12 protein-coding genes are annotated in these 14,513 nt (G+C 71.8%); 2 read left to right on the forward strand and 10 right to left on the reverse strand.

Annotation, left to right across the window (positions count from 1 at the left end; genetic code table 11):
* Nucleotides 1–40 precede the first annotated feature (40 nt).
* Entirely contained in the window at nt 41–706 is a 666-nt protein-coding gene (locus OO60_RS16215) for a hypothetical protein (protein ID WP_003071618.1), read from the forward strand.
* A gap of 250 nt (nt 707–956) precedes the next feature.
* Here the strand turns inward: OO60_RS16215 and OO60_RS16220 are convergent, their stop codons facing one another.
* The 9 genes from OO60_RS16220 to OO60_RS16265 form a co-directional block, all read right to left on the reverse strand.
* Nucleotides 957–3,704 carry an AfsR/SARP family transcriptional regulator gene (locus tag OO60_RS16220; RefSeq protein WP_003071621.1) on the reverse strand — a complete coding sequence of 916 codons (2,748 nt, stop codon included), beginning with the start codon at nt 3,702–3,704 and terminating at the stop codon, nt 957–959.
* 546 nt (nt 3,705–4,250) lie between these two features.
* The gene (thpD, locus tag OO60_RS16225) at nt 4,251–5,153 is read right to left on the reverse strand and encodes an ectoine hydroxylase (RefSeq protein ID WP_033261597.1); all 903 of its coding nucleotides are present in this window, start codon (nt 5,151–5,153) and stop codon (nt 4,251–4,253) included.
* Nucleotides 5,154–5,181: 28 nt separating this feature from the next.
* Complete coding sequence (locus tag OO60_RS16230) at nt 5,182–5,574, reverse strand: ectoine synthase (protein ID WP_003071625.1); 393 nt, start codon at nt 5,572–5,574, stop codon at nt 5,182–5,184.
* A 12-nt stretch (nt 5,575–5,586) separates the two neighbouring features.
* Nucleotides 5,587–6,840 (reverse strand): diaminobutyrate--2-oxoglutarate transaminase, encoded by a 1,254-nt coding sequence (ectB, locus tag OO60_RS16235; RefSeq protein ID WP_003071629.1) that lies wholly within the window; start codon nt 6,838–6,840, stop codon nt 5,587–5,589.
* 15 nt (nt 6,841–6,855) lie between these two features.
* On the reverse strand, nt 6,856–7,410 hold the full coding sequence (gene ectA / locus OO60_RS16240; protein WP_338059643.1) for a diaminobutyrate acetyltransferase: 555 nt from the start codon (nt 7,408–7,410) through the stop codon (nt 6,856–6,858).
* Between the two features lie 193 nt (nt 7,411–7,603).
* Nucleotides 7,604–10,675 (reverse strand): patatin-like protein, encoded by a 3,072-nt coding sequence (locus OO60_RS16245; RefSeq protein WP_051767702.1) that lies wholly within the window; start codon nt 10,673–10,675, stop codon nt 7,604–7,606.
* Between the two features lie 88 nt (nt 10,676–10,763).
* Nucleotides 10,764–10,871, reverse strand: coding sequence for a zinc-binding dehydrogenase (locus OO60_RS48505; RefSeq protein WP_004559341.1), 108 nt, complete (start codon nt 10,869–10,871; stop codon nt 10,764–10,766).
* A gap of 194 nt (nt 10,872–11,065) precedes the next feature.
* The gene (locus tag OO60_RS16260) at nt 11,066–12,301 is read right to left on the reverse strand and encodes a DUF445 domain-containing protein (protein ID WP_004559343.1); all 1,236 of its coding nucleotides are present in this window, start codon (nt 12,299–12,301) and stop codon (nt 11,066–11,068) included.
* A gap of 4 nt (nt 12,302–12,305) precedes the next feature.
* Nucleotides 12,306–13,088 carry an Abi-alpha family protein gene (locus OO60_RS16265; RefSeq protein ID WP_004559344.1) on the reverse strand — a complete coding sequence of 261 codons (783 nt, stop codon included), beginning with the start codon at nt 13,086–13,088 and terminating at the stop codon, nt 12,306–12,308.
* A 136-nt stretch (nt 13,089–13,224) separates the two neighbouring features.
* Here OO60_RS16265 and OO60_RS16270 point away from each other — a divergent pair, with 136 nt between their 5' ends.
* Nucleotides 13,225–14,046, forward strand: a complete 822-nt coding sequence (locus OO60_RS16270) for a maleylpyruvate isomerase family mycothiol-dependent enzyme (protein WP_004559345.1) — start codon at nt 13,225–13,227, stop codon at nt 14,044–14,046.
* 3 nt (nt 14,047–14,049) lie between these two features.
* On the opposite strand, the gene OO60_RS16275 is transcribed toward OO60_RS16270, so the two are convergent.
* A complete protein-coding gene (locus tag OO60_RS16275) occupies nt 14,050–14,490 on the reverse strand; it encodes a LapA family protein (protein WP_004559346.1) in 441 nt (146 codons plus the stop codon).
* Between the last annotated feature and the right edge of the window lie 23 nt (nt 14,491–14,513).

The following is a 14,513-nucleotide window of genomic DNA, read 5'->3' on the forward strand; positions in this document are numbered from 1 at the left end:
ATGGGTTAACGTCGTCGCACTCCCACCCGAAGGGGTCCGCATGATGACCGACCCGCAGTACCCCCAGGCCGCCGCGCGCCACGGAAGACCCGCGCCGCCGGTGACGGCCACGGAGCGTCGTCGCGCCAATGCGAAGCCCGGGCGGAACATCCTGGCGATCGTCGGCCTGCTGCTCGCCGTGGCTGCGCTGGTCGTCACGTTCGTCCCGGATGTCGAGTTCGTGGCGTGGCCGCTGGGCGGGCTCGGGCTGGTGCTCGCGGTCGCCGGGCTGGTCCAGGCCAAGAAGGGCGCCATGGGCGACCGCGGGCTGGCGCTCACCGCCACCGCCGTCTCGGTCGCGGCCCTGCTCACGACGGCCGGGATGCTGCTGTACTCGACCTTCTTCAGCGGCGGCGAGTCCGGGCTGCACCTGCCCGCGGTGGCCGGCGACAAGCACGCCGTCACCTTCCAGGTCACCTCGGCCGGTGGCGCGACGGTCCGCTACGGCAGCCTCAACGACCAGCGCACCGAAAACGCGCCGGCGAGCACCGACGCCTGGCAGGGCCAGGCTTCGTACAACAATGGCTCGTACCTGTTGACGCTGACCGCGGACACGCGAAATGCGGATGTCACGAACGAAATCAAGTGCGCCATTCTGGTCGACGGCAAGAAGGTCGCGGAAAACACCGGGACGACGATCGCGCTCTGCACGGCGAACGTGGGCTGAGCGCCTGGCGACCGGCCGGCCTACCCCCATCTCGGCCGGCCGGGCCGCCACGAGCCGCTCCTGGCGGCTCCCGGCCCCGCCGCGGTTTCCCGCGCGGGGCCCGGCACCGGCGTCTCAGCCTGCCCCTCCCCTAGGGCTCAGCCGGCACCGCCGAACCTACGCGGACGCCGCCCGCGCCCACTAAGAATCCACTAAGGATTCAGCGCGCGGACAGCTGCCGTGACCCATTCGCAACCGAGCCGGAAAAACCTCACTGGAGGTCGGCGAGTTCGGCACGGACTTCACCGACGAGCTTCGGGTGCACCCGCTCGTAAATGCGCACGCACAACGCCAGTTGTTCCCGCGCGCCGTCGATGTCGCCGCGGGCGCGCAGCACCCGGCCCAGCGTCAGCCGCAGCCCGCCCTCGCGCGCGACGAACCCGCGGCTGATCGCGAGGTCGATCGCCTCCCAGACGTCCCGCTCGGCCGTCTCCAGGTCACCGGCGCGGAGGCTGAGCTCGGCCAGCCGGTCCAGCGCGACGACGACCCGGTCGTCGTCGCCGAGTTCGCGGTCGATCCGCAGGCCGGCGCGCTGGTGGGCGATCGCGTCGGTGAGCCGGCCCGCCCGCTTCTCCGCCTGCGCGCAGCTGCTGAGCGCCTGGCCCCGCAGGGTGACGTCGGGGGCCTCCGCCACGGCCTTCGTGAGCCGCTCGACGGCCTTTCCGTGCTCGCCGAGCCGGCTCAGCGCCCGCCCGAGGTGCAGGTCCACCGCCGTGTCCAGCCGCCGGTCGGCCAGCGGCCCGGCGAGCTCCGCGGCCCGTTCGGCGTCCGCGAGCCCGTACCCCGGCAGCTCGAAGGTCAGCGCGATCTCGCACCGGGCGAGCCGCAGCCAGCACTGCCCGGCGACGTCGCCCGCGGCTTCGGCGGCGGCGACCCCGAGGTCGGCCGTGCGCGTCCACTCGTCGAGCAGCGGGCAGGCGACCCGGTAGGTGTGCCCGAGCCGGGCCAGCCGCCAGACGTCGTCGTGGCGGCCCGCGGCGTACGCGGCGTCGAGCACCGCGAGCAGGTTCGGCCACTCGGCCGCGAACCAGTCGTGCGCCTCGTCGAAGCCGCGCAGCGGCGGCATCGCGTCCTCGGCGAGCACGTTCGAGAAGTCGAGCGGGTCGGCGACCCGGCCCAGCAGGCGCCGCGCCCGGTCGGCCGCCGCCTGGTAGTAGCGGATCGTCCAGCCCAGCGCCTCGTCGCGGTCCTTCTCCCCGAGCTCCTGCTCCACGAGCTCGCGCAGGTACAGGCAGACGAGGTCGTGCGGCACGAAGACGTCCCGCTCGGTCTCGGTGATGAGGTTGTGCGCGGCCAGCGCGCGCAGCCGCCGCCGGGCCTCGGCCACCGGGAGCTGCGCGACCGCGGCCATCAGGTGCGGCCCGACCAGCACCCCGGGGATCGCGCCCAGCTGCAGGAACGTCTCGGCGATCTCGCCGGGCAGCCCGCGGAAGGAGACGTCGAAGGCCGCGCGCACGCTGTCGTCGGCGCCGTCGACCTGCAGTCCCGCCAGCCGGGTGCGTTCGTTGCCGAGCTCGTCGACGAGCTCCTCGGCGGTCCGCTGCGTGCTCGCCGAGAGCCGGGCGCCCGCGATCCGCAGCGCCAGCGGGAGGTAGCCGCACAGCCGCGCGAGGGCGTGGTTGAGGCTGGCCGGGCCGGCGAGCTCCTCGATGAGCTGCACGGCGTCGTCGGGTGCGAGGGTGCCGAGGACGCGCTGCTTGGCCGCGTTCGACACGGCGAGCCCGTCGAGGCGCGAGCGGCTGGTCACCACGGTCATCGTCCGCGCGCTCGGCGGCAGCAGCGGGCGCACCTGCTCGGCGGTGCGGGCGTCGTCGAGCAGCACCAGCATCCGCCGTCCGGCGATCAGCGACCGGTACAGCGCGACGCGTTCGTGCAGCAGCTCCGGGATCTTCGCGGTGTCGACGCCGAGGCCGAGCAGGAACTGCGTGAGCAGCTCGGCCGGCTCCAGCGGCGGGTGGTGCGGGTCGAAGCCGCGCAGGCACGCGAACAGCACGCCGTCCGGGAACCGGGCCGCGATCCGGTGCGCCCACCACACGACCAGCGTGCTCTTGCCGACCCCGGCGGTGCCGGTGACCACCGCGATCGTCGTCTCCCCGGCTTCGACCCGGGTGACCAGGCCGTCGAGCCAGGCCAGCTCCTCGGTGCGCCCGGCCAGGCTGGGCACCGCGGCGGGCAGCTGCGAAATCGCTCTCGCCGGCTCGCCGCCGGTGGCCGGGGCGACGACGTCGCGGGCCGGGAGGTCGTCGTTGAGCACCCGTTCGTGCAGCCAGCGCAGCTCGGCGCCGGGTTCGACGCCGAGGGTGCGCAGCGTCGCGCGGGAGACGGTCCGGTACAGCTCGAGCGCGTCCCCGCGGCGGCCGGCGTGGTACAGCGCCCGCATCAGCTGGCCCGCCGTCCGCTCGGACAGCGGGTCGGCCCGGACGATCGGGCTGAGCTCGACGATCAGCTCCGCGTGCCGGCCGAGTTCGAGGTCGGCGTCGACGCGGGCGCCGTGCACGGCGAGGCGGAGGTCCTCCAGCTCGGGCGCCCGCAGGGAGTCCGGCACCCCGCCCAGCGCGGGGCCCTGCCACAGCGCGAGCGCTTCGGCGAGCAGCGCGGCCGCCACCTCCGGGGTGGCCAGCGACGCGCGGTCCAGCAGCGTGCGCGCCCGGTGGACGTCGATCCGGTCGGGTTCGACGTCCAGCCGGTAGCCCGGCGGGGTGGTGAGGATGCTCGGCCCGTCGAGCTCGCGCAGGATCCGGCGCAGGTGCGAGACGTTGCCGTGGACGATGGTCCGGGCGGTCGCGGGCGGGTCGTGGCCCCACAGCGCGTCGATGATCTCGTCGAGCCCGACGACCTTGCCGGGCTTGAGCGCCAGCAGCGCGAGCAGGCCGCGGACGCCGGGGCCGCCGATCGGGACGGGGTCGTCGCCGTGGAACAGCTGGACGGGCCCGAGCAGCTGGAGTCGGGTCCGGGCCATGCGCGCGCCCACCTCCCCGGTTCCACGGTGTGCCGGCGTCGCCCCCGCCGGAAAAGTCAACCTACCGTGCCCGGGGGACGGCGAATACCACCCGGCCGGGCCGGGACCAGGACGTTTCGTAGCGCTGCGGATTCCGCGGCCCCGGCGTCCGGGCCGTGCGGCTTCCTCCGCATTACCCGACCGGACGACACGCGTACCCCGGCGGACGACACGGTGCACCCGGCCGGGCCCCGCGTGTCGTCCATCCGGGTACGCGTGTCGGCCACGTGGGTACGCGTGCCGTCCGCCGGGGTACCGACATGACAAGACCCCGTACCACCGGTCCCGATCCGGTGGTACGGGGTCGTGCTGAAACTTCCGGCCGGGCCGCCAGGGGGCCGGTCCGCCCGTCCGTCGCCGTGGACAGCCGGGCGGGTGTGCTCACCCCGAGCGAAGCACCCGCCGCCGGTCGTCCGCGAAGACGTGTTGCGCGGACCACACGCCCGCACGGTGGTCGACACGGTAACAAAGCGCACCGGGTCAGTCACCGGGGGGTCAGTGAATCTTTCAGCGCGTGATCGGCGCCGGGTTGCGGCCCGCGATGAACGCCGGCCGCCGGGAACTCGCCGCGAACGGCTCCTGCAGGGCGTTCTCCACGCTGTTGAACACCAGGAAGATGTTCGAGCGCGGGTACGGGGTGATGTTGTTGCCGGAGCCGTGCATGATGTTCGAGTCGAACCACAGCGCCGAGCCCGCCTGGCCGGTGAACTGGTCGATGCCGTGCTCGGCCGCCATCTTCGTGATGTCGTCCTCGCTCGGCACGCCCACCCGCTGGTCCTTGAGCGAGCTCTTGTAGTTGTCGTCCGGCGTCTCACCGGCGCACTGGACGAACGTCCGGTGCGAACCCGGCATGATCATCAGGCCGCCGTTGAACGGGTAGTTGTCGGTCAGCGCGATGGAGCAGCTGACCGCCCGCGGCGACGGCATGCCGTCCTCCGCGTGCCAGGTTTCGAAGTCCGAGTGCCAGTAGAACCCGGTGCCCTTGAAGCCGGGCATGTAGTTGACGCGGCTCTGGTGGATGTACACCTCGGAGCCGAGCAGCTGCCGGGCCCGGTCCAGCACGCGCGGGTCGCGCACCAGCTCGGCGATCAGGTCCGAAATCTCGTGGACGTCGAAGATCGACCGGACCTCACCGGTCTTCGCCTCGGTGATCACCCGCTCGTCCTCGGCGAGCTCCCGGTCGGAGGACAGCCGCACCAGCTCCTGCCAGTACGCCTGGACTTCGCCGACCGAGAGCATGTCCTCGACCACGGTGTACCCGTTGGTCTCGTGGTTCGCCAGCGTGGCGGCGTCGATCGGGCCGTCGGCTTCGGTACCCCACACGGTGGGGTGCACGCGCGGCAGGTGGACCGGCGTACCGGTGATCCGGGTCGGGTAACCGTCGTCGACCCGGGTGTCCGTCAGCGTCACGGGCTTCGCCTCCTGTTCCTCTCCGGTTTTACGCGTCCTCGGTGATCAGCGGGTACACGCCGTTTTCGTCGTGCACCTCGCGGCCGGTCACCGGCGGGTTGAACACGCACACGCACTTGATCTCGGTCTTCGGCCGGACCTGGTGCTTGTCGTGGTCGTTGAGCAGGTAGAGCGTGCCGGGCTTGAGCTCGTACACCTTGCCGGTGGCGAGGTCCTCGATCTCGCCCTCGCCGGAGGTGATGAACACCGCCTCGATGTGGTTGGCGTACCAGAAGTCGTTGACCGTCCCCGCGTAGAGCGTGGTCTCGTGCACCGAGAAGCCGACGCCCTCCTTGGCGAGGATGATCCGCTTGCTGCGCCAGTTCTCGGTCTTGATGTCGGCGTCGGTGTCGGTGATCTCGTCGAGTGTGCGGACGAGCACAGGCAAACTCCCTTACTTCTTGAGGACGGCCTTCACGGACTCGTCGATGATCGACAGGCCCTGCGTCAGCTCGTCGTCGGTCAACGTCAACGGCGGCAGCAGCTTCATGACTTCGCCGTCCGGGCCGGAGGTTTCCATCAGCAGGCCGCGCGCAAACGCTTCCGCGCAGACCCGGCCGGCGAGGTCGCCGCTCCGGAACTCGATCCCGCGGGCGAGACCGCGGCCCTTGGCGAGCAGTTCCGCCTCGGGGTATGCCTCGACGATGCCGGAGAACGCGGCGGCGATGCGCTCGCCCTTCGCCTTGGTCGACTTCTCGAGCGCGTCGTCGCTCCAGTAGACGTCGATCGCTTCCTTGGCGGTGACGAACGCCGGGCTGATCCCGCGGAAGGTACCGTTGTGCTCGCCCGGCTCCCAGACGTCGAGCTCCGGCTTGATCAGCGTCAGCGCCATCGGGATGCCGTAGCCGCTGATGGACTTCGACAGGCAGACGATGTCCGGCGTGATCCCGGCGTCCTCGAAGGAGAAGAACGGCCCGGTGCGGCCGCAGCCCATCTGGACGTCGTCGAGGATCAGCAGGATGTTGTGGCGCTTGCAGAGATCGTCGAGGCCCTTCAGCCATTCCAGGCGCGCGGCGTTGATGCCGCCTTCGCCCTGCACGCCTTCGACGATCACCGCGGCCGGCTCGTTGAGCCCGCTGCCGGAGTCCTCGAGGAGCTTTTCGAAGTACAGGAAGTCCGGCATCGCGCCGTCGAAGTACTTGTCGTACGGCATCGGGGTCGCGTGCACCAGCGGAACGCCGGCGCCGCCACGCTTCATCGAGTTGCCGGTGACCGACAACGCGCCCAGCGTCATGCCGTGGAAGGCGTTGGTGAAGTTGATGACCGACTCGCGGCCGGTCACCTTGCGCGCCAGCTTCAGCGCGGCCTCGACGGCGTTCGCGCCGCCCGGCCCGGGGAACACGACCTTGTAGCCGAGCCCGCGCGGGTCGAGGATCTTGTCGCGGAAGGTCTGCAGGAAGTCGCGCTTGGCCACGGTGAACATGTCCAGGGCGTGGGTGACGCCGTCGCGCTGGATGTAGTCGACCAGCGCCTGCTTCAGCTGCGGGTTGTTGTGCCCGTAGTTGAGCGCGCCGGCCCCGGCGAAGAAGTCCAGATAGGGCTTCCCGCTCTCGTCGTAGAGGTGGCTGCCCTGCGCGCGGTCGAACACGACCGGCCAGCCGCGGCTGTAGCTGCGTACTTCGGATTCGAGCTCTTCGAAGATGCTCATGTGTTTCTTTCTCTCCTAATCGCCCGGATTCGTCGGCGCCGTCAGCGGACCGATGCGGTAAAGCTCTTCCGGCAGGTGCCCGGCTTCGGGGAAATCCGCTCCCTCGAACAGCACACTGGTTTCCACGGCGGCGTTCCACCGCTTCGCGAACGACGTGAACAGCCGGATGGACGCCTCGTTGTCCGGGGTGATCGTGGTCTCGAGGTAACGCACGCCCTCGCTGACCAGGCGCGTGTACAGCGCGTCCAGCAGGGCCCCGGCCAGGCCCTTTCCCCGCTGGGAGCTGTCGACCGCGACCTGCCAGACGAGCGCGGCCGCCGGCTCGTCCGGTCTGCGGTAGGCGATGACGAAACCGACCGCCCTGCCATCCTCACGCGCGACCACCGAAGACCCGGCGAAATCGCGGCACCACAGCATGTATGCGTACGGCGAGTTGAGATCGAGCTTGGCGGAATCACGCGCGATTCGCCACAGCTCCGCGCCGTCCGCCTTGGTCGGGGATTCGATCAAGTGCGTTACGGACATACTCAGGAAACGTAACAGAGAATTTTCCGCCTGCCAGCGACGCAGCTCACGACCCCCGCGGTGACCTGCAACGACGCGTTGTACCCGGTGAGCAGTCACACAAACATGTTTGAAGTGGACGGTGCATGGGCACACGCGCGCCTGGGGCGCGGGCAGGTCGCCCGTGACCTCTTCGCACCATGACCCCAAACCGGGGTGATCGCAAGGCGACGGGCCGAAAACGACGCCGGCGAGTCGCTCAGCGTGAGCGTTCGGCGACGGGGGCGGGCAGCTCCGGCGGCTTCGTCGCACCCCGGCGAGGCGAACTCCCGCTGCCGGTGCCGGCGACGTTGAGCGCGACGGCCTTCGCCTTCCGTGACTGCAGGCGGCGGTGGCCGAGCCGGCGCGCGATCGCGCTCACCGGCATCACGACCGCGGGCAGGATCAGCAGCCCGGACACGACCAGCCACCACACCGCGCCGTCGCCCCGGCGCCAGCCGGCCACGACCTCACCCAGCCAGCCGAAGAACGGGCGGGCGAGCGGTGGCAGGAACGCGGCCAGCAGCAGCGCCGCCACGACCAGTGCACCCAGCGCCGCGAACAGCCACCGCACCTTGTGGCCCGTCGTGAGCAGCGCCGTCGCCAGGTAGACGGCCGCGCCCGCGAGGACCGGGAGGCCGATCCACTGCAGGACCGCGCCGCCGTTGCTGCCGATCACCAGCCCGGCCAGCAGTGTCAGCACGCCCGCCGCGAGCGAGCCGCCGGTGCCGAGCCGCGACGCGCCCTGCGAGACCCTCGCCGTGCTCCTGGCGACCGTCCGCAGGATGCCGGCGACGGTCCGCGGCCAGCCGCCGGGCAGCCGGAACGCGACCGTCCCGGCGTTGACCGTGGCGGCGCCGAGCGCGACCAGGGTCCTGGTGAGCCGCGCGGTGCCCTGCTCCCCGGCGAGCTTCTCGGCGGAGACGCGGCAGGCCTGGAACTGGGCCTGCGCGGCGGCCGCGTCGACCCGGGGCTGCTCCTCGGCCAGCGCCTTCTCGATGCCCGGGCGATCATCGGCGTCGAAGCGCGCCGCGAGCGTGACGACCGGGAGTTCCTCCGCGGCGATCGCCTCCTGCCGCCCACGGGCCAGCACCATCGCCGTCACCGGCATGCTGAGCGGGCGTTCCGCGTCCGGCTTGTCCACCGGGTCGAGATTGGCGTCGAGGCCGAGGAAGGCGAGTTCGGCCGTGAGCTGGTCGCCCAGCTGCGCCGCCTCGGCCGGCGTGCAGCGGTCGCGTTCGCCGGGCTTGCGCCAGCCCGGCTTCAGCACCGCGAGGAGCTCTTCGCGGAACTGGTCCCGGCCGACGACGTCACGCAGGGTTTCGAGGCGGACCGGGTCGAGCAGGCACTGGACCAGCCAGCCCGCGCCGTCGATGCGGCCCCACATCCAGTCGCTGGCCCGCCACGACGCCTTGTAGAAGGCGCCGAAGTAGCTCGCCTGCATGCCGGTCAGCTTGTCCCACGACCGGCGCCGCGTCATGTCCAGCAGCGTCCGCGAATCGGCGCTGACCTGCACGAGGTCGACCCGCTGGTCGACCGACGGCGCCTGCGCGAGCAGCCCGCGCGTCGCCACGTGCAGGGTGAGCAGCCGGGACTGGACGACGTCGTCCGGGACGTCGGGGGTGAGCGCGAGCCAGTCCAGCAGGGTGGTGACCGCCCCGGCGTCGTCCCCGGCGGCCAGCGCGCGCAACGTCGGCGCCGTGGCCCGCAGGCCCGCGACCACCTTCGGCCACGCCTCGGCGACGGCGGCCGAGCGGCCGAGCCCGGCCCACTCCCCGGCGAGCTCGCCGATCCAGTCCTCCAGGGTGCTGTTCGCGCCGGGCGCGGGGTGCGCGGCGACCCACTGCGCGAGCCGCACCCCGCGGCCGGCGGTCCGGCGCGCCTCGTGCAGCTCGGCGCGCGCCTCGTTGAGCGCCTGCGCCTGCGTGCCGTCCGGGCGGAGCTGGAAGCCGGCGTTGACCAGCTGCAGGCCGGTCGCCACGGCGTCGTCGAGCGCGGTCGTCCGGTAGCCGACCAGGTCGGACACCGGCAGGCTGGCGGCGGGCGGCCCGGTGGGGACACCGGTGCTCAGCCCGGTCACCGCGATCGCGCGCAGCTGCTGCGACATCCCGGACGCCCACTCGCGTTCCGGGGTGTCCGCATCGGACAGCGCGTACCGGCGGGCGGCGGCCCGCACGAGCTCGGCGGCGTCCTCCGCGGTCCGCCGCTCGAGGTGGGCGGCGGCGATCCGCGCGTCGACCAGGCACTCCGGCCCGCCGCGCAGGCCCAGCGCGGCCAGCGAAACCCGGGTGTCGCGCGCGCGGAGCACGGCGTCGTTGTGCCGGGTCAGGTCGTCGAGCTCGGCGCTGATCGACTGGCTCATCACGGTGTTGACGACCTTGGCCATCGCCCCCGACAGCAGCGGCGGGTTCACCGGATCGCACTCGACGGCGTCGGTTTCGCCCTCGCCGGTCGGGACGACGTAGAGCAGCAGCCGCCGGACGTCCACGTTCGACGTGCGTTCGAAGATCTCGCGCAGCGCCGGGCGCAGCGGCTTGTTGAGCAGCACCCCGCCGTCGGTGAGCCAGTGCGACCGGGTCAGTTCCGTGTACGGCGTCATGTCGGGGTGCAGGCGGTCGGTGCTCCCGGTGCCGATCGGCATCCGGGACAGCTCGAACGCGCCGGGGAAGGACGCGGTGGAGCGGGCCGCCAGCGCGAGCGGCCCCTCCACCCCGATCGTCCACAGTGGACCACAGAACCGGAAGAGCATCCGGTGTTCGGTGTCCCGCACCAGGTTCCCCAGCGCGTCGTCGAACCGGGTGGTCTCGCCGTCGATCATCGTGCCGGTGAGCAGCACGGTGATGTCGGGTTCATCGGAGGGCGGCGTGCCCTCCGCGGTGATCTGCCGCAGCGCCCGTTCGACGTCGCCGAGCAGCACGCGGTCGCCGTCGAGCACCGACCGCGGCTGCGGCTCCCGCGCGTCCCGGACCAGGTTCTCCAGCGAGCCGGTGGTGATCCAGGTGTCGCGCAGGACCTGCGGCGTGGAGCCGAAGGCTTCGGCGAGCCCCAGGCAGGCGGCGTTGATCCCGCCGGCGCTGGTGCCGGTCAGGACGTCGATGGAGACGCTCGCCCGCAGCACGTCGAGCAGACCCCGGTAGAGACCGGGCTCGGTACGGGGATCGCGCCGCGACTCCCGCAGCAGCTGCGACGTCTCGGTGGCGACCCCGCCCATCCAGATGGCCAGGCTGGCCCCGCCCACCATGGTCATCGCGAGGCGGATCTCCTGCTGCCACGGTTCCGCGGTCCCGGCCATGGGCGTCTCCCGTCTTCCTGACGCAGAGTAGAGGCACCGGGTGCCGGCGGGGATACCTGCGGACGGGCGGCCGTTCGGGTGGACTTGTTCACCCGCTCAGCCCGCCCACGGTGACGACCACCTTGCCGAACTGGCCGTTCGCCTCGAGGTAGCGGTGCGCCCCGGCGAGGTCGGCGAGGTCGAACGTGCGGTCCACGCGCGGCCGGAACGTCCCCGCCCGGACCCCGGCCCGGACGAAGTGCCCGGCGCGGGCCCGGAGGTTCCACCGCGGGTGGAGTCCACGATGACGGCACACGCGGCGGAGCTGGACGAGCCGCTGCACGCATGGTCGGCGTGGGCGGCGAAGCACCGGTCGAAGGTCGCCGAGGCGCGGCGGGCGTACGACTTCGCCTAAGCCGCCAGGTGTTCGAGGATCAGCACCTGCGCTTCACCGACCGCGAAGCCCAGCACCGCGCCCGTCGCGATCAGAATCCATTCGTCCTGCTCGAAAGCCGGCCGCAGCAACCGCTCGAACTCCCGCGGTGACAGCTCCTTCATCTTCGACACCAGCACGTTGCGGATGTCCATCGCGTCCGTCGCGTAGTCCTCGATGTACCGCATCGTCTCCGGCAGCCGGGACATGATCTGCGAAGCGATCGACAGCTTCATGTCCTGGTACTTGCGGCTGCCCACCGCGAACACCAGCAGCGGCTTCGCCACACTCCCCAGCTCGCGGTCGAGCTGACGCTGGATCAGCGCCAGCACCCGGTCCGACAGCGGCCCGTGCAGGATCGCCTCGATCACGTTGTGCGGGGTGATGATCTCCTTCGCGATCAACGACCCGTACGCCTCCGCGACCTCCGCGCGGCGCTTCAGGAACAGCCCCTGCCACTGGACGCCGAAGTACCGGCGCGGCTCGATCGGGTAGAAGATCATCCGCAGCGCCAGCCAGTCCGTGAACCAGCCGGTGAACAGGCCGAAGACCGGCATGATCGGCGGGAACTTGAACAGCACCCAGGCCACCATCTGGACCACGCCGATCGCGCCGCCGAACACCAGGCCGGAGCGGGCGATGAACTTGAACTCCCGGTCGCCCGCCTCCTGGAAGATCCGGTTGAGCAGGCGCTTGTCCTTGACCAGACTGGTGACCACCATGCCCTTGAGGTCGAACACGCTGTCCACATCGGACTTGATCAGGTCGAGCACGGCGGCGACCATCCGCGGCGCCTCGTGCTGGACGCGCTGGATCACCAGCCGCTGCACGCGCTCCGGCAGCGATTCCCACAGGCCCGGCTGGTAGTGGGCCGCCACCTCGCGGATGATGTCCTCGACCCCGGCGAGCAGCGGTTTTTCGATCTCCTTGGCGATCCGGGACGCGTCGAGCCGCTCGACCACCTCGGCCGGCTTGATCAGCTGCTCGGTCATCGTGTCGCAGGCGATGCTCGCCATCCGCGCCGCGCGCTTCGGCACGATGCCCTGCCAGCCGAGGAACGGCTTGACGCCGATGAACTCCACCGGCTGGAACATCATCCGGATCGCCACCAGCTTGGTGCCGTAGCCGATCAGCGCCGCGACGACCGGGATCGAGACGTAGAGGGGCCAGTGCTGCGCGAAGTCGGCGAGGACGCCGCCGAAGAAGGCCCCCATCCCGCTAGCCGAGGCTCGGGTCGCAGGCCTGCCAGAACTGCGCGCCGAGGCGCGAGACGTGGATCGTCCGGCGGACGAACTTCGCGCGCCGGACGTGCTTCTCCGCCTCGCGCACGGTTTCGTCGGTCAGCAGGATCTCGTACTGCGTCTCCAGGGACGGCACCTCTTCGTCGAGGTCGACCAGGCCGAGCCCGATCAGCCGGGTGACGTAGCCGGGCACCTGGTCCGGCAGCGACACCCCGGCCGCCTTGCCGACCGTCGAGGCGTTGCGCAGCACGACCCGGCCGTTGCCGCCGAGGCCGGTCCGCTCGACGACGTCGACGGCGGGGAACGGCGAGCCGTCGGACAGCGCGGACAGGATGCGGGCTTCGTCCGGCGTCAGCTGGCGCAGGATGATCGCGTAGAAGTATTCGCGGGCGCGCTCGCGGCCGAAGCCGATGGAGTGGTTGAGCAGCTCGGCCATCGCCGCCCGCAGCGGCTCGGCGTGGTTGTCGCGCACCGGCACCAGCGTCACCGTGGCTTCGACGGCCGCGGAGCGGTTCATCGCCGACGCCGCGGTCAGCGCCGCGTGGTACGGGTCGTCGACCTCGTCGAGGCGGCGGCGCAGCTCGGTCAGCAGCTGCCGCTCGACCTGCCGCACGCTGCGTTCGGCGGTCTCGACGCCGGGGAGCTTGCGGCCGAGCGCGAAGCCGGTCCGCGCGGCCCAGCCCGCCAGCTGACCGGCGCGGCGGGCCAGGTCGGCCACCTCGTCGGTGGTGCCCCGGCCGTTCGGTCGCTCTGCGTTCACCCGTGGACTCCCCTCTGCTGACGGGGCTGATGCTACCTGTGAGTAGGCCGTTTGCACCCATCCCTCGGGGGTCCGGGTGGCGGAGCCCCCGGCCCGGGGCGAAGCCCCGGAGCAATACGGGTGTTTGGATGGCCACATGAGTCCGACGCGCTGGGGCCCGCCGATCGACGTCCTCCCGTACTTCTCGAAAGAGGAACAGGCGCTGATGACGCTGCTCGGCGCGCTGACCGCGGAGGACTGGACGCGGCCGACCATGTGCGCCGGCTGGACGGTCAAGGACGTCGCCGCCCACCTGCTGGGGGACAAGGTCGGCCGGCTGTCCCGCGGCCGCGACGGGCACGCGGCGGATTCCCCCCGGCCGGGTGAGGCGTTCCCGCGGTTCATCGACCGGATCAACGAGGAATGGGTGCTCGCCTGCCGCCGACTCTCGACGGATGTCCTGCTGACGATGCTGTACGAGTTCATGGGCCAGACGACCGAGTACTGGGCGCAGCTGGACCTCGACGTCCCCGGCATCCCGGTGAGCTGGGCTGGCGACGAGCCCGCGCCGCGCTGGCTGGACGCGGCCCGTGACTACTCCGAGTTCTGGGTGCACCACGTGCAGATCCGCGAGGCGCTGGAGCACACGCCGCTGGAGGCGGAATACGCCGAGCCGATCGCCGACACGTTCGTCCGCGCGCTGCCGTACACCCTGCGTGACGTCGACGCGCGCGTCGGCAAGCAGGTCGGCTACACCGTGACCGGCCAGGGCAAGTGGTACGCGCGCCGCGAGCGCGACGGCTGGACGCTGGACCGCGGCGCGCCGCCGTCGCGCACCCCGCTGGCCACCGTGACGACGGACCTGGACACGTTCTGGCGGCTCTGCACCCGCAACGCCGCCGACGTCGGCCGCGTCCGCACGACCGGGGACGAAAAAGTTTGCGCGCAGGTGCTGACGATGACGTCGATCATCGTCTGACGCTCAGCGCCGCCGGGCCTGCTTCCGCAGCTGCAGGATCCGGGCGCCGCCGATGAGGGCGACCAGCGCCGCCCCGCCGATGGCCGAGAACAGCATGGCGATGGCCAGCGGCAGGCTGCCCTCGCCGCCGAAGAAGTGCACCGTCACCGAGTCCAGGTTCTGCAGGATGAAGATCAGCAGCAGGACCAGCACGACCAAGCCGGCGATCACCGCGACCCAGGTGCCGCTGATCCGGGTCCGCTTGATCTTCGCGGACGCGGGCCGGGACGGCGTGGGCCGCGACGGCGCCGGCCGCACCGGTGTCACCTCCTCGGCGCCCGGCCGGACGTCGCCAGCCCGCAGCTCGGCAGGTTCCAGCGCGCCTTCCGGCACGTCGGTGCCGGGCAGATCGTGGTTGGTCGGACCGGTGGGGCGGTCGGCCGCGCCCCCGCGCGCGTGCGTCATGTGCCCAGTGTCCGTCCGGCGTG

It is taken from the genome of Amycolatopsis vancoresmycina (assembly GCF_000716785.1).
Lineage (GTDB): Bacteria > Actinomycetota > Actinomycetes > Mycobacteriales > Pseudonocardiaceae > Amycolatopsis > Amycolatopsis vancoresmycina.